The sequence below is a fragment of the Tanticharoenia sakaeratensis NBRC 103193 genome (assembly GCF_000963885.1).
Classification (GTDB): domain Bacteria; phylum Pseudomonadota; class Alphaproteobacteria; order Acetobacterales; family Acetobacteraceae; genus Tanticharoenia; species Tanticharoenia sakaeratensis.
Window position 1 is genome coordinate 17,230 of sequence record NZ_BALE01000052.1, and the last position, 18,414, is coordinate 35,643.

14 protein-coding genes and 1 tRNA gene are annotated in these 18,414 nt (G+C 65.3%); 9 read left to right on the forward strand and 6 right to left on the reverse strand.

The window, feature by feature from the left end:
- Positions 1 to 72: 72 nt before the first annotated feature.
- The 4 genes from B8446_RS14885 (at position 73) to B8446_RS14905 (ending at position 4,517) form a co-directional block, all read left to right on the forward strand.
- Complete coding sequence (locus B8446_RS14885) at positions 73 to 1,035, forward strand: LysR family transcriptional regulator (RefSeq protein WP_241767814.1); 963 nt, start codon at positions 73 to 75, stop codon at positions 1,033 to 1,035.
- A gap of 87 nt (positions 1,036 to 1,122) precedes the next feature.
- A complete protein-coding gene (locus B8446_RS14890) occupies positions 1,123 to 1,551 on the forward strand; it encodes a RidA family protein (protein ID WP_048850993.1) in 429 nt (142 codons plus the stop codon).
- A gap of 783 nt (positions 1,552 to 2,334) precedes the next feature.
- Positions 2,335 to 3,066, forward strand: a complete 732-nt coding sequence (locus B8446_RS14895; protein ID WP_241767815.1) for a class II aldolase/adducin family protein — start codon at positions 2,335 to 2,337, stop codon at positions 3,064 to 3,066.
- A gap of 740 nt (positions 3,067 to 3,806) precedes the next feature.
- Entirely contained in the window at positions 3,807 to 4,517 is a 711-nt protein-coding gene (locus B8446_RS14905; RefSeq protein ID WP_048850998.1) for an FkbM family methyltransferase, read from the forward strand.
- A 268-nt stretch (positions 4,518 to 4,785) separates the two neighbouring features.
- On the opposite strand, the gene B8446_RS14910 is transcribed toward B8446_RS14905, so the two are convergent.
- Entirely contained in the window at positions 4,786 to 6,057 is a 1,272-nt protein-coding gene (locus tag B8446_RS14910; protein WP_241767816.1) for a CynX/NimT family MFS transporter, read from the reverse strand.
- Positions 6,058 to 6,254: 197 nt separating this feature from the next.
- A complete protein-coding gene (locus B8446_RS14915) occupies positions 6,255 to 7,370 on the reverse strand; it encodes a THUMP domain-containing class I SAM-dependent RNA methyltransferase (protein ID WP_048851000.1) in 1,116 nt (371 codons plus the stop codon).
- A 287-nt stretch (positions 7,371 to 7,657) separates the two neighbouring features.
- On the opposite strand from B8446_RS14915, the gene B8446_RS16355 reads away from it, so the two are divergent.
- A complete protein-coding gene (locus B8446_RS16355) occupies positions 7,658 to 7,801 on the forward strand; it encodes a hypothetical protein (RefSeq protein ID WP_158507609.1) in 144 nt (47 codons plus the stop codon).
- Between the two features lie 50 nt (positions 7,802 to 7,851).
- Here B8446_RS16355 and B8446_RS14920 read toward each other — a convergent pair whose 3' ends face one another.
- Complete coding sequence (locus B8446_RS14920) at positions 7,852 to 8,757, reverse strand: FAD-binding protein (RefSeq protein WP_048851005.1); 906 nt, start codon at positions 8,755 to 8,757, stop codon at positions 7,852 to 7,854.
- Between the two features lie 2 nt (positions 8,758 to 8,759).
- Positions 8,760 to 9,509, reverse strand: coding sequence for an electron transfer flavoprotein subunit beta/FixA family protein (locus tag B8446_RS14925; protein WP_048851028.1), 750 nt, complete (start codon positions 9,507 to 9,509; stop codon positions 8,760 to 8,762).
- Between the two features lie 310 nt (positions 9,510 to 9,819).
- On the opposite strand from B8446_RS14925, the gene B8446_RS14930 reads away from it, so the two are divergent.
- Entirely contained in the window at positions 9,820 to 12,381 is a 2,562-nt protein-coding gene (locus tag B8446_RS14930; protein WP_048851007.1) for a sensor domain-containing protein, read from the forward strand.
- Positions 12,382 to 12,506: 125 nt separating this feature from the next.
- Here B8446_RS14930 and B8446_RS14935 read toward each other — a convergent pair.
- A tRNA-Lys gene (locus B8446_RS14935) sits at positions 12,507 to 12,582 on the reverse strand.
- Positions 12,583 to 12,750: 168 nt separating this feature from the next.
- On the opposite strand from B8446_RS14935, the gene aldA reads away from it, so the two are divergent.
- Positions 12,751 to 14,199, forward strand: coding sequence for an aldehyde dehydrogenase (gene aldA / locus B8446_RS14940; RefSeq protein WP_048851009.1), 1,449 nt, complete (start codon positions 12,751 to 12,753; stop codon positions 14,197 to 14,199).
- A gap of 100 nt (positions 14,200 to 14,299) precedes the next feature.
- Here the strand turns inward: aldA and B8446_RS14945 are convergent, their stop codons facing one another.
- Entirely contained in the window at positions 14,300 to 15,391 is a 1,092-nt protein-coding gene (locus tag B8446_RS14945) for a Hint domain-containing protein (RefSeq protein ID WP_048851012.1), read from the reverse strand.
- A 424-nt stretch (positions 15,392 to 15,815) separates the two neighbouring features.
- Between B8446_RS14945 and B8446_RS14950 the strand changes: the two genes are divergently transcribed.
- Positions 15,816 to 16,946, forward strand: coding sequence for an aspartyl protease family protein (locus B8446_RS14950; RefSeq protein WP_048851014.1), 1,131 nt, complete (start codon positions 15,816 to 15,818; stop codon positions 16,944 to 16,946).
- 770 nt (positions 16,947 to 17,716) lie between these two features.
- On the forward strand, positions 17,717 to 18,414 hold a 698-nt coding region (locus tag B8446_RS14955; RefSeq protein ID WP_199484133.1), incomplete at its 3' end, for a PepSY-associated TM helix domain-containing protein.

The following is an 18,414-nucleotide window of genomic DNA, read 5'->3' on the forward strand; positions in this document are numbered from 1 at the left end:
CCCCTCCGCGGGGAGCGCCGATCGTTTGTCAACATGGCCGTTCTGTAGGATGATGACGAGACGTTCGAAGCTATGATGGGTGTGGTTGTGGGCATACGGTACACATTGCGACAACTGGACTATTTCATTGCCGCAGGCGAGGCCGGGTCCATCCGGCACGCCTCCGAACTTCTTTCGATCTCGCAACCGTCCATCTCGACCGCCATCAGCCATCTGGAACAGGAACTCGGCGTCCAGCTCTTCGTCCGGCACCACGCCCAGGGGCTCTCCCTGACGCATGCGGGACGCGAACTGCTCGTCGAGGCCCGACGCATCGTCCAGATGGCCGAGGCTCTGTACACGACAGCATCCGAAGCGACGGAACAGGTCCGGGGACAGCTTTCGATCGGTTCGATGGTCACGCTGGCGCCCATGATCATGCCGGCTCTCGCGCACGGCTTCATGTCGCACTACCCGATGACGGAAATCCGCCAGCTCGAGGCCGATCAGGAGTGGCTCCTCGATCGCCTCAGACGGGCCCAGATCGATCTGGCCATCACCTATGACCTGCAGGTCATGGACGACATGGAATTCTCCCCCCTCGCCAGCCTCCCGCCGCACGTCCTCGTCAGCGAAGACCATCCCTTCGCCACACGCGCCGAAATCTCGCTGGCGGAGCTGGCGCCCGAACCGCTCATCCTGCTCGACCTCCCCCTGAGCCGGGAATATTTCTTCGCGCTCTTCCTGAAAGAAGGCCTCGAGCCCAAGATCTACACGCGCAGCGCGCATCAGGAAGTCGTGCGCACGATGGTGGCCAACGGCTACGGCTACACACTCGCCAATGTCCGGCCGCGCTCTGATCGCGCCCTCGACGGCCGCCGCGTCGTCACCGTCCCGCTTGCCGGCGATCATCGCCCCATGGTGATCGGCACGATGACGCTCGCACGCGTCCGCAAGCCACGCCTTCTGGAAGCCTTCGAGGAACACTGCCGAATTCACATATCGAACCGCTCCATCCCCGGAATGTTCGCGCCGGACGCCTCGTCCGATTCCTGATCGATCTCACGGCCCGAATGTCCGTCCGGCAGGGCAGACATTCCCAAGGCCTTTCGAAAACCACCTGTCCGAACAGAGAAAAACAGCATGTCCCACTCTGCCGCATCCGCGACGCACCGCCGCATCCGTCCGTTCAACACGAAGGAGACCTATCCGGAGCAGAACCTGGACAATGACCTGTGCCAGGCCGTGGTGGCCGGCAACACCATCTACCTGCGCGGCCAGGTGCCGCAGGACCTCGACACGCGGGAGAACGTCGCCGTCGGCGATCCGGTCGGACAGACCGAGAAAGTCGCCGAGAACATCAAGCTTTTGCTGAAGGAATGCGGCGCCGAAGTCCGCCACATCTGCAAGGTCACGGTCTATCTGACGGACATCCGCTACCGCGAAGCCGTCTACCGCACCCTCGGCCAGCATCTGCGCGGCGTCTTCCCCGTCTTCACCGGCCTGGTCGTCGTCGCCCTAGCGCGTCCGGAATGGCTGGTCGAAGTCGACGTCATCGCCGCCCTGGACTGACAGACCGCCGCGTTGCAACGCGGGACGGACGCAGACCGTCCCGCGTCGCACGACAGCACAAGCCTTCCAATGTCGACAAATGGTGGGCAGGTCGTGCGGAATACCATGCCGCACGACGACACGATTCGTTTCGGATCCGGCACAGGAACGAATGATTCGACCCGAAAATCACATTCTGATCGATAATAATGTGCTGCGTGCCAGTCGGACAACGCAAACACATGCCGCGACCCGCATAGCACCACCGCCCGTTGACCTTCATGATCGCTATAAACCGAGCCGCCTGAATGGCGCGCACGCATCCAATCATCTGGCGCAACCATCCGCCGTCCGACATGCCTGAAACGATCGCTGCACATCCGTAGGACAACCGCCGGCCGCAGGTCGTCATTCCAGCTCTGTGAGGCGACGTAGCGCAGAGACCAGCATCGGCGCGATTTCACCACCGCAAACATCCGTTCGCGAAACGCAGCACCCTTTTTTCAGCGCCCGACGCAGTTGCCACACAAAAAAGCACCACGCCGGAAGCGGAAAATGCGGCCCGCCATCACGAAGCCCGGGCCCTCAGCCCAATTCGGTATCCAAGCTTCGGAAAATCCGATTTTACCCCTGAAAAACAGACCGCTTATGTAAGAGCATAAGGCGCTATCCCCGCTCCGCGATCAACCGGAGCAACGGCACGCGACGACAGACGATTGCACCCGGTTGCGATCCCTGCACCCACCATTCCGTTTGCAGACGCACGGACCGGCAGAAGATTTTGGACGAATTGGGAGACATGATGTGAGCCAGGATATTGAACGCACGATGCGCGTCGATCTCGCGGCAGCCTTTCGCCTGGCCGCGCGGCTTGGCCTGCACGAGGCAGTGGCCAACCATTTCAGCGCCACCGTGTCGGACGACGGCCGCCGCTTCCTGATCAATCCTAAATGGCGGCACTTCTCCAGAATCCGCGCCAGCGACCTGATCCTGGTCGACGCGGCCCAGCCCGGCGACGCCGAAAGCTACGGCCTGGACCCGACCGCATGGGCCGTGCACGGCCAGATGCACCAACAGAACCCGAGCCTGCGCGTCGTGATGCACCTGCATCCGATTTATGCAACCACCATCGCCACCCTGCAGGATCCGACGATCCTGCCGATCGACCAGAACACGGCGCGCTATTTCAACCGCGTGGCCTTCGACGGCTGTTACGGCGGCATGGCGGACAGCGAGGAAGAAGGCGCACGCCTGTCCCGCCTCCTGAACGGCAAGACCCGCCTGATGATGGGCAATCACGGCGTCATGGTCGCCGCCGCCACGGTCGGCGAAGCCTTCGATGACATGTACACGCTCGAACGCGCCTGCCAGATTCTGGTGAACGCCTATTCGACCGGCCGCCCGATCTCGATCCTGTCGGACGACGTCGCCGAACAGACCGCACGCGACTGGGAAGGCATCGTCGATTTCTCGATCCGCCATTTTGAGGAAATGAAGCTCATCCTCGACAGGGAAGAGCCCGACTACAAGGACTGACGCCCCTTCCCGCCGCCTGACAAACACGTCTGCCGCCCTACCGTCCGGAGCACGTCAAACAGCGTGTCCGGATAAGGAACGCGCAGCGCGCACGAGTGTCAGGTGCCACGAAACGACCGCCTTTGCGCTTCAAGGCGGCCCAGCTTTTTCCGCCTGTGGTTTTCCATGGCGTTGCAAGACCATCAACAACGGGCAGCACGGCCAGGACGACGACACGCGGAGGCGCCAGCCCGAAACGCGTCGAACAACCCGCCCGGATCAGAGAACGCGGCGTGCGCGAATGTCAGACGTCGCGGAACAACTGCCATCGCGCATCCAAGACGTGATTTTTTCCGCCCACAGTTTTTCCGTTGATGCGCAAGGCGACCAGCGCTGACGACGAAGCGGCGTCACCCAGAACGACGATATCCGCTGCCAACGCGATCCGCTGATATCGGCCGCTTTTCGTCCGACCGTCCTTCACGTCCTGCCGTCAAACGGTACCGTCGCCCAGGCATCTCGCAGCCATGGCATCACCTCGCGACAACCGCCGTCACCGCCAATCCGTCGTCTCCCATACGGCGACGAAACAGCCGCCGCCAACAAACGATCGCCAAAACACACGTCCCCTGTTTTGTGTCGACCTCCCCGCCGAGGAGGATCACGTCTCGCGGCAGACCTGATCGCGATGCACCCCGATGCACGATCAGACGTATGACTTTCAGGACAAATCATCAGCCGTCCCCAAAGGGAGACCGGACATGACCGAGGTCATAACTGCCGCCGACGAACGGATCGTCGTTGTGGACATCGGCGCATCCGGAGGCCTGCAGAAAAAATGGGCCAGACAGCCCGGCAACATCAGGCCGGTCCTGTTCGAACCCAACCCCGCCGAAGCGGATCGCCTGCGCGGCTCGATGAGCCATATCCCGGGCGCCCTGGTCGTCGAGCGTGGCCTGTCCTACCGGGCCGGCGAATTCGAACTGACTCTCGGCAGACACGCAGGATGCACCTCCCTGCTCAAGGCCGATCCGGACGTGCTGGCCGGATATTCAATCGCGCCCCTGTACGACAGCATGGGCACGGTCACGGTCGAATGCGATCGCTACGACACGCTGCACAGCCGCGGCGAGGTGCCCGTGGCCGATGTCATCAAACTCGACGTCGAAGGCTACGAATATGAAATCCTGCTGGGATTCGGCGGGCTGCTCGATCAGTGCCTGGGCGTGGAAGCGGAAACATGGCTGACGCCGGTCTATCGCAACACGAAACTCCTGCACGAGATCATCGCCTATCTGCGCCAGTTCGGCCTCGTCCTGCGCCGGTTCGAACCCATGAACGCCTTTGACGGCGACCTTTTTCTGGGAGATGCCTATTTCACCATCAACAGGGCGCGGGCCGCCCGGCTCGATCCGGTAAGACTGAGAAAATTCGCCATCCTGCAGGAGACCTGGGGCCTGCAGGCCTACTGAACCGACCGATGCCTGGACGAAGGCCCCCCCGACACGGCGGCCAGTCCAGACATCGCCCGGCCGATCCTTCAAGCCACCCCAAGGACGGTGCTCGGCATCCTGCTTCCCGCAGGCAACGACCACGAAGCACCGTCAGCCCCGATCAGCTCCCAGCCGCTTTTTCAAGCCCGCCGCGTCACCCCATTGAGGGCGAGCGCGGACCATGCCCTGACCAATCTGCGAACACCCTACCCCAAGCAGGCCGTCTGACCCGACACCCGCTCTCGGCTCACCCGGTGGCACTCCCGGAACCCATGCGCTGACCACCCCGTGCGCCTGACGGCGCGCGACGGGAGAGATCGGTCTCGATAAACCGCGCCCGTCCCGCCAGCGTCCCGAACACCATGACCAGCGCGCTCGATGCGATCAGCAGCATGAACGGCAATCCCCAGCCATGGCTTGCATCGTGCAGCACACCGACCAGAAAAGGCCCGGCCGCCGCACCGAGATACCCGATGCACTGCGCCATGCTGGACAGCGCCGATGCCTGATGATGGTCGCGCGTCCTCAGCGCAAAGAGCGACAGGCTGGTCACCATCGACAGCCCGGCGCCAAAACCCCCGCCGATCAGCCAGACGATCGCAAATCGCGGCCACAGGAACAGCCCCACGGTACCGACCAGCAGCAGCAGGCCACACACGAACCCCACGAGCCGTTGGTCGGCAAACCGCCTGATCAGCGGCGCACCACCCAGATTGGTCGCAATCGCGACCAGCTGATAGACCAGAAGAGCGAACCCCGCCGTCTCGGGCGACAGGCCGATCGTCGCGCCATACGTGCCGAACCAGTCGATCAGGGAATAGAAAACGAGCGACTGCAGCACGAAAAAGATCGAGACCTGCCAGCCGACCGGATGCTTCCAGGGAGACGCCGCCACACCGCCTGCCCGGCCCTTCGATGGCAGATGATGCTGCTGCCCGGTCAGTTGCGGCAGCCAGACCAGCAGGCTTGCACACGCAAAGAGCGCCCAGATCCCGATCGCCCATCTCCAGCCAAGCCCGAGTGTATGGGCAATCGGCACGGCCAGACCGCTGGCAAGTGCCGCCGTCCCCGCCATGGCCGCCGCATAGAGCCCGATCCGGCCCGCCGCACGCTCGGCAAAATCCCGCTTCACCAGCCCCGGCAGCAGCACGTTGCCCACCGCGATCCCCGCGCTCAGAAGCACCGTCCCGCCCCAGATCGCCCCCGGCACGGCAACCGAGCGCACGACACTCCCCACGACAAGCGCTGCAAGCGCGCAGCCAAGCGCACGTTCCAGCCCGAACCGGCGCCCAAGACCCGGGGCGACCAGGGACAGAACCCCGAACGTCAGCAACGGCAACGCATTCAGCAGTCCGGCCTGCGCACCATCGAGGTGAAGATCCGTCTGGATATCAGGCAGGACCGGCCCGAGTGCGGTGATCGGCGCGCGCAGGTTCGCACCGATCAGGACAATTCCGAGTGTCAGGAAGCCGGTATGAGAAGCAGCGGTCACAGCCGCGCCGGGGCGTTCAACAGTCAAGGTGCCAACCTTCCGCATCGACAGCCGTCCATGTCAGGACCGCCATCGCGTTTTCGATGCGTTGGTTGACGTTAACGCCTACGCGAACCCCGGTCGGCCCGGGCTTCGTCTGCGCCGTGCGTAGCGCGAGCGGACAACAGCCGTCAACGCGATCCCGATGCCATGCCCCTCCACGCCGACACACGACAGGGCAGGTCTCACCCCAGAGTGTCGGTCCGATACAGCGACACCCGCAGGCCGCCATGCGGCACGGGGGCCGCCATCGGCAGGAACGAAAGCCCCGTCGCATGCGCAAGCCGCGCCTCGGTTGCGACAATCCCCACGCGCCATCCCGCAAAACGCGTCGTCAGCACCGAACCCAGCGCCTTGTAGAGCGGCGCCAGCTTGCCCTTGTCCCCGACCCGCGTCCCATACGGCGGATTGACCATGACAAGTCCGGGCGGCCCGTCCGGCGGCGCCAGGTCGCCGATCGCACCCTGACGGAAACTCACGAATTCCGAAACGCCCGCCCGCTCCGCATTGGCCGCGCTCATGGCGATCGCGCCCGCATCCCGGTCAAACCCGTGAAACCGCACCGCCGGCACCCGCGCGCTTTTCACATCGCGCATCCGCGCCCAGGCCTCGGCATCGAACGTCGCCAGAAGCTCGAACGCGAAATGCCGCGAGCGTCCGGGATTGAGCCGCGCCGCGATCTCCGCAGCCTCGATCACGAAGGTGCCCGAACCGCACATCGGATCGACCACCGGCTCCGACCCGTCATACCCGCACGACCGCAGGAACAGGGATGCCATGGTCTCGCGCATTGGCGCGCGGTTCACCGCCTCCTTGTGCCCGCGCCGATGCAGGAGCTCGCCCGACGTGTCGATGCTGATCGTGCAGAGGTCGCGCTCGATCCGCACCCTGACCACGACCTCCGCCTCCGGAGAGGACACAGCCCCCAGCGTCTCCCGGATCGCGGTCTCGACGCGCTGCGCCACCGCGCCCTCGTGATAGAGCCGCGACCCCAGCGACGCCGCCTCGACGCGAAACGGCACGTCCGGCCGCAGGACCGCAGCCCACGGCACCCGTCGCGCCCGCCCGTCGAGCTGCGCCATATGCACCGCGCGAAACGCATCGATCCGCGCCAGAACACGGCTCGCCCCGCGCACCCACAGATTGGCCCGCCACACTTCAGGCCACCCGCCACGCAGCACGACACCGCCGGGCACGACTTTCGGCGCCCGGAACCCTTTCAGCCGCACCTCGTCGCACAGCACCGGCTCGAGCCCCGGAACGGTCGCCAGAAAGATTTCGAAAGTCCCGTCGTCCGTCATGGCGTCTCCAACCGCGCGCACCCCTGCCCGTGCATGCCCGTGCGCGCCTCCATGACAGCAACCCACACGGCCGACAACGCTTGCAGCGCCCCCGCCACCCGATCAAAGGCCCGGAACCGGCCCCACACGGGCCGCGACCGCACACATGTCATCATCGAATATGTTCGATGCTGGACGGCATTTTTCGATCGCGAGCTTGTCATCGGGCCGCCCCATCGCAGCCGTTCGCGCCGATCACCATATTGATGGCCCGGAGAGAGACAGATCCTCTTCGGAAGGAGCGTATCATGCGCAATCCGTTCGGTCCGAAAGCCTCGACCGGAGAATTTCCACCGGATCACATGAAACTGGAATCCGGGGCCTCATTGTCGGTCGAAATCGCAGCAGCACTCGCCATCGCCTTCATGGTGGTGATGCTGTTCACACTGTAAAACCAGGGCCGTCGCGACGGAATAAAGCCCGCCCCGACGGCCTCTTTTTATCAGCCCAGCTCGGACTGGAACTGCGGCACGATCTCGAAGAGATCGCCCACGATCCCATAATCCGCGACCTGGAAGATCGGCGCGTCGGGATCCTTGTTGATCGCCACGATCACGCGGCTGTCCTTCATGCCCGCCAGATGCTGGATCGCACCGGACAGGCCGATCGCGATATACAGCTCGGGCGCCACGATCTTGCCGGTCTGCCCGACCTGCATCTCGTTGGGTGCGAACCCGGAATCCACCGCCGCGCGCGATGCGCCGATGGCCGCCCCGAGACGATCCGCAAGCGGCTCCAGCAGCTTGAAGTGCTCGGCATCGCGCAAGCCCCGGCCACCTGACACCACAACCCGCGCCGCCTCCAGCTCCGGCCGCTCGGACTGCGACAGCTCCATGCCCTCGAACCGCACGTCGACACCGGCATCCGGCCCCGACACGCCCTCGACAGACGCCGCACCTGTTCCCTCGGCCACGGGATCGAAATTCGCTGCCCGCACCGTCAGAACCTTGATCGCATCGCGCGAGCGCACGGTCGCCAGGGCATTGCCGGCATAGATCGGACGCTGGAACGTGTCCGCATCCACGATCGCGATCACTTCGGTAATCGGCTGCACATCCAGAAGACCCGCCAGACGCGGCAGGACATTCTTGCCGAACGACGTCGCGCCACCCACGACATGGCTGTAGCCCGTCGCCAGTTGCGCCAGCAGCGCCGCCACAGCCTCGGCCTGCGTCGCGCAATCGGCCTTCAGGACGCGCGCCACACCATCCAGACGCGATGCCGCTTCCGCACCCTCGCCGATCACCAGCACATCGACATCGCCGAACGCACGCGCCGCGGCCACCGCCGAACGCGATGCCTGGCGCACCGCGCCCTGTTCGATCTCGAGCAGAACCAGAGCCGTCATGATCAGACCACCTTCGCTTCGTTGCGGAGCTTGCTCACCAGTTCGGCGGCCGATCCCACCACGACACCCGCCTTGCGCACGGGCGGCTCCACCACCTCGACCACGCTCAGCCGGGGCGCGGTATCGACGCCGAGTTCGTCTGCCGGAACCGTCGCGAGCGGCTTCTTGCGCGCCTTCATGATGTTCGGCATCGACGCATAGCGCGGCTCGTTCAGACGCAGATCCGCCGTCACGACCGCCGGCAGCGCCACCGACAGCGTCTCGTGTCCACCGTCGATCTCACGCGTTACCCGCGCCCGGCCGTCGGACACCTCGACCACGCTCGCGAATGCCGCCTGCGGCCAGCCCAGCTTCGCCGCCAGGATCTGGCCCGTCGCATTCATGTCGTCGTCGATCGCCTGCTTGCCCATCATGACGAGCGACGGCTCCTCACGGGCGACCATGGCCGCCAGAAGCTTCGCCACCGCCAGCGGCTCCAGCGCCTCGTCGGTCTGCACCAGGATCGCCCGGTCCGCGCCGACCGCCATCGCGGTCCGCAGCACCGACTGGCAGTCGGCATTGCCGATCGACACCGCCACGACCTCGGTCGCCTGACCGCGCTCGCGCAGCCGCACGGCTTCCTCGAGGGCGATCTCGTCGAACGGGTTCATCGACATCTTGACACCGGATGTCTCGACACCGCTGTGGTCCGCCTTCACGCGCACCTTCACGTTGTAATCGACCACCCGCTTGATCGGGACCAGAACCTTCATCGCCTCGCTCGTCACTCGCTTGCTTGTCATCCGTCAGGGCGCCCGGTTTGTAGCGCCTGCGCCCGACGATGTCACATCCGGCATGCAAAATCCCCGGCTCGCGAAATTTATCACCATTCCGGCGGCAGGCCTTAGCGATTGATTCATCAATTGCACCGATGATCGGCGCCGAAGCCGCCCGAAACGCGGGTCCGGCAGGAACCATGCAGTCCCGATCGCCCGGCCGGCAGCGGAACAGGGCCCTGCCCCGACAGGTCACGCAGGTTCCGAAGCGGCGCGAACATGGCGTCCTCAGGAAAGCACCCGATCGATGCAGCCGCTGCCCGACCTTGCTCCAGTCCCTGCCACCGTTCCTGCCACAGTCCCGGTTCCGGTCCCCGGCACCCTCCGCCCGAACGATGACTCGCTCTATCGGATGCTGGTCCAGAACGTCACCGATTTCGCGATCTACCTTCTCAGCCCGGACGGCATCGTCACGAACTGGAACGCCGGCGCCCAGCGCGCCAAGGGCTACCTCCCGGAAGAGATCGTCGGCCAGCATTTCTCCCGCTTCTACCTCGAGGAAGATCGCGCGGCCGACCTTCCCGACCGCGCGCTGGCCATCGCCCGGCGGGACGGCAAGTTCGAGGACGAGGGCTGGCGCCTGCGCAAGGACGGCTCCCGCCTGCGCGCCCACGTCGTGATCGATCCCGTCTATGACGAAACCGACACCCTGATCGGCTTCGCCAAGATCACCCGCGACATCACGGCGCAATATGAAGCCCGGCGCGCCGCCGACGAACAGACGCGCAATTTCCGCCTGCTCGCCCAGGGCGTGACGGATCATTCGATCTACATGCTGGACACACAGGGCCGCGTCTCGAACTGGAACGCAGGTGCCGAGCGGACCAAGGGCTACGCTGCCCAGGACATCGTCGGGCGGCATTTCTCGATCTTCTACACAGCCGATGACCGTCAGGCAGGCCTGCCCTACCGTGGCCTCGCGACCGCACTCGCCCGCGGCAAGTTCGAGAACGAGGGCTGGCGCGTCCGGCGGGACGGTTCATGCTTCTGGGCGCTGGTCACGATCGATCCGATCTACGACGAGCACCAGCGCCATATCGGTTTTGCAAACATCACGCACGACCTGACCAGCCACAAGAACCAGCTCGACCAGATCAAGGCGATGCGGGACAATCTCGATCTGGCGCTGGCCCACATGTCCCAAGGGCTGTGCCTGTTCGACAGCCACGAATGCCTCGTCGTCCGCAACAGCCGGTTCACGGAACTTCTGGCCCTCGACGGCGCCGCCCTGCCGCCCGGCAGCACATACACGGACCTGCTCTGGCTCATGCATGCCCGCAGTTCCGCCAGCGCCGAACAGATCGCCGCCCGCGTGAGCGAGGCACGCGCGCGCCATCTCACGGCCAGCACCGTTCCCGCCCATCAGCAGGAATACACGCTCAACGGGCGCATCATCACCATCAGCGACCGCTTCCTGCCCGACGGCGGCTGGGTCTCCACGATCGACGACGTCACCGAGCGCCGCGAGATGGAACGCGAGGTCGTCCACCTCGCCCATCATGACGTCCTGACCGACCTGCCGAACCGCGCCGCCTTCCAGACCCGTCTGACCGAGACGCTGACAAACCCCGGCCGCACCACGTCCTGCGCCCTGATCTATATCGATCTGGACCGCTTCAAGCAGATCAACGACAGTTTCGGCCATCCCATGGGCGATGAAGTCCTCCGGATCACGGCCGGCCGCATCCGCGAGAACGTACGCCCGCGCGATACTGTCGCCCGTCTCGGCGGCGACGAATTCGTCATCCTCTGTCAGGACGTCTACGAAGATCGCGACGCCGAAAGCCTGGCGGAACGTCTGGCACGCGACCTCTCGCGCCCGCTCGACCTCACCTGCGGCACGATTGCGACAAGCGCCAGCATCGGCGTCGCCATGGCCGGCCCCGACGACACCGATGCCGAGGCCCTGATCCACCACGCCGATCTGGCGATGTATGCCGCCAAGGACGCCGGCCGCGGCCGCGCCCTGCGCTACGAGCCGGGCATGCGCGAAGCGCTGCAGAAACGGCGCGCGCTCGAACACGATCTGCGCGAGAGCCTCGAAAACGACGGGTTCGCGCTCGTCTATCAGCCCGTCGTCGATACGAAGACCGGACGGATCACCAGCTTCGAGACCCTCCTGCGCTGGCACCATCCGGTGCGCGGCAACATCCCGCCCATCGATTTCATCCCGTTCGCCGAGGAAATCGGTCTCATGCCGCGCATCGACGACTGGGTCATGCGGACGGCCTGCCGACAGGCCACCCACTGGCGCGAGGATATCGGCGTCTCCGTCAATCTCTCGCCCACCCGCCTCCGCCTGCCGGGCCTTGTGGACGCCGTGCGCATCACGCTGGCCGACTGCGGACTGGCACCCGAACGTCTCGAGATCGAGATCACAGAAACCAGCATGATCGCCGATCTCGACAACGCGCGCACTGTCCTGGGCGAACTGCGCGCGCTCGGCGTCAAGATCGCGATGGACGATTTCGGGACGGGCTATTCATCGCTCAGCTTCCTGCGGGAAATTCCCTTCACCCGCATCAAGATCGATCGCAGCTTCATCAACGATCTCGGCGAAAGTGCGGAGGCCACGGCCATCGTCCGCGCGATCGCGGGCATCTGCAACAGCCTCGACGTTCACGTCACGGCCGAGGGCGTCGAAACCGACAATCAGGCCAACCTCCTGCGGCGCGAAGGCTGCTTCGAACATCAGGGCTACCTTATCAGCCGCCCCTGCCCCCCGCAGGACATCGACGAGTGGATCCGCGCGTTCGACGCGGCACCGGCAGCCGTCGACACCCGCAACGTCACGCGTCTGGTGTCCTGACGACAGGCCCAGCCGCCGCTCCTGAAAACGGAACAGTCATCGTCTTCCGGACAGGCGCATCATGCCCGGTTCCGATAACGACCAATGTGCATCGATGTGGAAAATACCGGAGGCGGGGCACGAAATGGTGGGCGCACTAGGGCTCGAACCTAGGACCCGCTGATTAAGAGTCAGCTGCTCTACCAACTGAGCTATGCGCCCATAGGCGTGCCGCCCGGCCTCCGGTGTGCGGCCTTATACTGATGCGATCCTTATCGCTCAAGCCAAAAAACCACGCACCACGCGGTTTTTTTCGCCCAGGGACGATGAAACTTCCCCGGCGCATACCGTTCGAATCCCTGAAATCGATCGATACGAAAGGGAAAGTCCATGTCCGGACAGCAAAATTACGATCTGTTCATTGACGGAAGCTGGACGCGCCCGGCCTCCGGCCAGACCCTGGCGGTGGAAAATCCGGCGACGGGCGAAACGATCGCCCATGTCGCCCGCGGCAACGAGACGGACGTTAATCGCGCCGTCAGCGCGGCAGAGGCCGCCTTCCCGGCCTGGAGCCGCCTGGTCGCCACTGAACGCGCGGATTACCTCTATCGCCTGAAGGACCTCATCGAACGCGACGCGGAAGATTTCGCCCGCACGATCTCGACCGAGATGGGCAAGCCGATCAAGGAAGCCTGCGTCGAGGTCGCGTTCGCCACCGGCCTGCTGCGCTTCGCCGCGGAAAACGTCCGCCGCCTGCAGGGCGAGATCATTCCGGGCAGCCGTCCGGGCGAGAAGATCCTGATCGAGCGCAAGCCCGTGGGCGTCGTCGGCGCCATCGCCGCCTGGAACTTCCCGCTGGCGCTGACCTGCCGCAAGCTCGGCCCGGCACTTGCCGCCGGCAACACCATCGTCGTCAAGCCGCACGAGATGACGCCGATCGCCAGCCTCAAGCTCGCGAAGCTCGTCGAGGAGGCCGGCATCCCGAAGGGCGTCGTCAACATCGTGACCGGTGACGGCCCCGAGGTCGGCGTGCCCCTCGTCGCGCACCCCGGGACACGCCTCATCACCATGACCGGCAGCACGCCCGCCGGGAAGAAGATCATGGCGGCCGCGGCCGAACACCTGAAGATCGTGCGCCTCGAACTGGGTGGAAAGGCGCCCTTCATCGTCGCGGACGACGCCGACCTGAACCGCGCGGCCGAAGCCGCCGTGCTCGCCCGTTTCGGCAATGCGGGCCAGGTCTGCACCGCCAACGAACGCACCTATGTGGATGCCGGAGTCTACGACGAGTTCGTCGGCAAGATCACCGACCGCATCCACGCGCTGAAGGTCGGCAACCCTCTCGACGAGGCAACCGACATGGGCCCCAAGGTCTGCGGCCCGGAACTCGAAAAGGTGGACAAGATGGTCAAGCGCGCCGTCGAGCAGGGCGCCACGCTCGTCTTCGGCGGCCATCGCCTGACCGGCGGCCTTTACGACAAGGGTCAGTTCTACGCCCCGACCCTGCTGACCGGCGTCACGCACGAGATGGACATCGCCCATGACGAAGTCTTCGGCCCCGTCATGATCGTCATGAAGACCAGCTCGTTCGAGGACGCGATCACCAAGGCGAACGACTGCCGCTACGGCCTCTCGGCCTACGTCTTCACCGAAAGCCTCGAGCGCATCATGCGGATGTCGAACGAACTCGACTTCGGCGAAATCTACGTCAATCGCGAAAGCGGCGAAGCGCCGCAAGGCTTCCACCACGGCTACCGCGACAGCGGCGTCGGCGGCGAGGACGGCCAGCACGGCCTCGAAGCCTATGTCGAGACGAAGACGATCTACCTGAACGCCTGATCCCCAGACCCGTGCCCCGAAGGATCCTCTTTCGGGGCACGGCCGTCTCGCGGCCCTGGGTCGTGAAACCGGCCCCGCACGAAGCGGCGCCAGACTCTGGTCAGGCAGCAGGAACAGCCAGGCAGGCCTCGACCTGACAGCAGCCCGATGCCACGACCTGCACCGCCAGCATCCGCACGCTGCCGCTCAACGACATCCCCAGCGGCACAAATGCATCCCCGGTGGTCCAGCGCATCGGCGCGCTTTCGACCATGCTCCAGCCGTCCAGATCCGCATCGTGCAGATGAGTCGAAATCTCGACCTGCTGCACGTCGCTGTGCAGCGAGATCGCACCCACCAGCACACCCAGCGTCCGCCGGTCGTCGATGAAAGCCCCACCCCGATCCGCCGGACAGGACGTCCCCGACCGCAGCCGAACCGATTGCACATCGCCGGGCAGTATGAAGCGGGCGACGCCCCCGCGCACGGTCAGCGGCGCGATGACCTCCCCGGTATCCGTCACCACACGCAGCCCCGCATCCGAAGCCAGCCCCGCCGATGCCGCCGCAACCCCGGCACGTCGTGCGACCTCCTGATAGACTGCGGAAACAGCCATGGGCGATGCCGTGACGAGCGGGCTCTCACCGGCCGACGCTGCGGCCCAGCCGGATTTCTGCCACTCGATACGAAGACACAGGTAACTGCGCATCTCGCGCTCGATCACGACCGAGACACCGTTCACCAGCATGCGCGCTGGCACCAGCGCACCATCGAGCACCAGACACTGATCCTGCAGGAGCAGCAGGTCCCGCGACGGCACACCATCCGCCAGCGCCCCCGCCTTCACGCGCACCGGATACAGCACGTCCCGTCGCCGATGAGACGCAGCATCCACCTGCCGATGCTCGACCCGCGCCACGATCCGCGGCCCACGCGGCGTCAGGACGGTCGCACCGGGCGACAGACCCTCCACGGCCTCGCTCCCGGCCAGCGTCGCAATCCGCAGTCCCTGCACGAATACCGCCGCGCGATCGCCGTCCCCCGGCGCGTCCCCGCACAGGACAGCCACCCCGTCCGCCATCATCACGGACCCGGACGCCACATGACGGCGAACATCCGCAAGAGACGCCACATCACGTGCAGCGGCAGACCCCTGAAGGCCGTCCGTGCAACCCGCTTCGATGATGCTGACCAAACCCGTATGCGTCGCCATCAGTCGCTCCAACCGGACCGGGACCGCCGGAAAGCCTCGGCATGCGCTCGAGGGCCTGACGATGCCGACACGCCGGTTAACGAATTCTTAACTCAATGTTCCGCAGGAAGCCCAACGTTCCTCGGGTCTGTCAAGAATAATGCGAATAGATCGGAAAAAGGTTAACGGCCTTTAACGAGGGTCGTCCCGGATGCGCCGCGCAGCCACCAGAAATGCGCGAACCCCGGTGCGATCGGCCGAAAACTCTCGACCGGCATCGGCACACGCATCCAACAAAAAACGCGAACGTGACCTGCCACGCGCGCCCGCCCGGAAAGCACCCCGGTTCCCGGACTGGACAAAACGACGCCAGGCTGGATCCTCGCCCTCCACACGGGCCCAGATACCCGAGCAGCAGGGTTTCACCTAGGAAGAGACCGAAAGCATGCCGACACGGCGACACGCACTCCAGTTCCTCTCGTCCGCCTTCGCCGCGTCCCGACTGCCCGTGGCCCACGCCGCACCGGCCCCGTTGCGAGCACCGATCGAATTGGTCGGCAGCCGCGTCGTCATCGCCGTCACGCTGAACGGCACAGGCCCGCTCCTGTTCGCGATCGACACAGGCGGCGCCGTCAGCCTCATCCGCGAAGATCTGGCCGCCAGACTTAACCTGCCACGCACCGGCGAAGTGCATATCGGCGTCAGCGGCCAGAGCGGCGGCCACCCGGCCTACGACGTCGCAAACCTCGTCATCGGCGGCATCATCCGCCAGCCGCACGCCCAGCTCATCAGCGTCGTGAATTTCGGCTTCGGCGACGGCATATCGGGCTCGCTCGGCTCCGGCCTGATGACGACACTGGTCAGCGAACTCGATTTCGACGCCCGGGAATGGCGCGTCTGGACCGAAGGCCGCCCCGATCCATCCGGCTTCACCCCGCTCGATGTCGACATCACGCGAAAGCCCGCGACAGGAGGCTCCCCGTTCATCGTGGCGCCAGGCGCCGTCAATGGATCGCGTCAGCAGTTCCTGCTCGATACCGCTGCGGAATCCTTTGTCAGGCTGAACAACACGACGGCACGGAAACTCGGCCTGTGGACCAGTGATCGTCCCTATGCGCCGTTGCGTGACGGCGCACGGATCGCGCGCATCGACCGGCTCGAATTCGGCGGCATACCGCTCGAACGCCCGCTGGCCCTGCTGCTACCCGACGACCGCGAGGCCGATATCTCCGACGGACTGATCGGCCTGCCGATCCTGCGCCAGTTCAACCTGATGCTCGATCCGCAGAACGAGCGCCTGTGGATCCGGCGAAACAGCCTGACGGCCCCGCAATACACCTACCCGCTGTCAGGATTATGGTTCGACCGGCATCACAACGACTTCGTCATCACCGATGTCGGCCCGGGCAGTCCCGCAAAAGCTGCGGGACTTCAACCCGGCAACCGCATCCTGGGTACAGACGCAACCACGCTGGCCACGCAACTGCACGGCCCGGCCGGAAGCACCCTCCAGTTGCCGGTCGAACAGGACGGCAGGCAACGCATCGCCACCCTGCATCTCCAGCCTTACCTCTGAGACAGTTGTGCGCGCGTCCCGCCGCGTGATCCGGAGAATCGCGCCAGCACGTCTGCGCGGCAACGCGCCGCGACCTGAGGGGCCCCCAGCCGCCGCCGCGCGATCCAGACCCGCCCTGTCCCGCTCGGTCACGCGATGATTTGCTAGGACCGCGGATCCGGGACAGCAGGACGTCCTCGAAGACTGCAGGCCCACGTTCAAGCCCTGCGACCCGCTCGTCTATCCGCGACCTGCAAACGGGCCATTCCGGCTGAACCCCCGCCATCATGGAGACCACGGTCCGTCGCTTCACCCCGGCTCCCCGCTCACCACTCGAGACGTGCCGCCCCCCGCCAACCGCCGAGCCAGCCTTAGGGGAACGCTGCTTCAAACACGGGAATCCTCCAGAGCCTGCCCCAAAACCCGGCCCTCTCCGTAGAAGCCGCCCACCCGAAACATGAGCCCCTTCCCGACGCTTCCTCTGCGGCCAGCAGGCGGGCCTTCTCCGGACAAAGTCCCCGCGCAGACCTCTTCCTGAACCGCACATGCCGACCAGATCGATCCCCGTCTCCGGGTCAGGTCTCGTGCAAGCAGAAGCAACACGCCCCGATCGGACGTACGGCAATCGTGAAGTTTTCCTGAACGCGGTTGGCCCGGGCCCCGGACCCGATATACAGACACTGCCGCACACGCCACAGCGTGCAACAATTCGTTCCGCAAGCATGGTTTCCGGAACCGTTTCGATCCACTACAACATGAGATCAATTCTCATTCGCAGGATCAAACGGACCGTGTTTCGCAAACTCCACCGCTGGGTCGGCCTCGCCCTCTGCGTGCCCTTTGCCTTGCAGGGCCTGACCGGCCTCGTGCTGCTGCTCCTGCCGAAACTCGCGTTCAACCGCCCGCAACTGCACGATAACGGGCCGCTGCTGCCGGCGGATACCCAGATCGCGGATGCCATCGCCCATGCCCCCGCTGGCATGTCCATCGTCGACTATGCGCCGCCCCGCTGGCCGGGCGACACTGCCGCCATCGGCTTCGGGCCGCCCCACGCACGCCATCCGCTCGAAACCCTCATGGTCGATCCCACGACCGGACAGGTCGTGCATGTCACGAGCCGCGTCTCCTTCCGCTTCGCACACGACCTGCACACGGACCTGCTGCTGATCCCCTACGGACAGACCGCAACCGAACTGATGGGCATCCTTCTGACCCTCATGTGCATCACAGGGATCGCGCTCTGGTGCCCGACCCCCGCCCTGATGCTCTCGGCCAGATGGAAGCGCGCCATCGTCCCGCCGACCAGGATCGCGGGCTATCGAGGCCTGCGCGACCTTCACCAGACCGTCGGCTTCTGGAGCGCGCTGCTGGTCGGCTTCATGGGTGCCTCCGGCGCGATCATGTCGCTCCCGCACGCACATAACGACGGACCACCCCAGGGCGCCGATCACGCTCGCCACGGCCCGCGCCATGGCGGCCCGAATGGCGG

Excerpts from the sequence above, each read along its gene's own strand:
- B8446_RS14885 (WP_241767814.1), top strand. The coding sequence starts at position 73 with ATGATGGGTGTGGTTGTGGGCATACGGTACACATTGCGACAACTGGAC.
- B8446_RS14890 (WP_048850993.1), top strand. The coding sequence starts at position 1,123 with ATGTCCCACTCTGCCGCATCCGCGACGCACCGCCGCATCCGTCCGTTC.
- B8446_RS14905 (WP_048850998.1), top strand. The coding sequence starts at position 3,807 with ATGACCGAGGTCATAACTGCCGCCGACGAACGGATCGTCGTTGTGGAC.
- B8446_RS14915 (WP_048851000.1), bottom strand. The coding sequence starts at position 7,370 with ATGACGGACGACGGGACTTTCGAAATCTTTCTGGCGACCGTTCCGGGG.
- B8446_RS16355 (WP_158507609.1), top strand. The coding sequence starts at position 7,658 with ATGCGCAATCCGTTCGGTCCGAAAGCCTCGACCGGAGAATTTCCACCG.
- B8446_RS14920 (WP_048851005.1), bottom strand. The coding sequence starts at position 8,757 with ATGACGGCTCTGGTTCTGCTCGAGATCGAACAGGGCGCGGTGCGCCAG.
- B8446_RS14925 (WP_048851028.1), bottom strand. The coding sequence starts at position 9,509 with ATGAAGGTTCTGGTCCCGATCAAGCGGGTGGTCGATTACAACGTGAAG.
- B8446_RS14930 (WP_048851007.1), top strand. The coding sequence starts at position 9,820 with ATGCAGCCGCTGCCCGACCTTGCTCCAGTCCCTGCCACCGTTCCTGCC.
- aldA (WP_048851009.1), top strand. The coding sequence starts at position 12,751 with ATGTCCGGACAGCAAAATTACGATCTGTTCATTGACGGAAGCTGGACG.
- B8446_RS14945 (WP_048851012.1), bottom strand. The coding sequence starts at position 15,391 with ATGGCGACGCATACGGGTTTGGTCAGCATCATCGAAGCGGGTTGCACG.
- B8446_RS14950 (WP_048851014.1), top strand. The coding sequence starts at position 15,816 with ATGCCGACACGGCGACACGCACTCCAGTTCCTCTCGTCCGCCTTCGCC.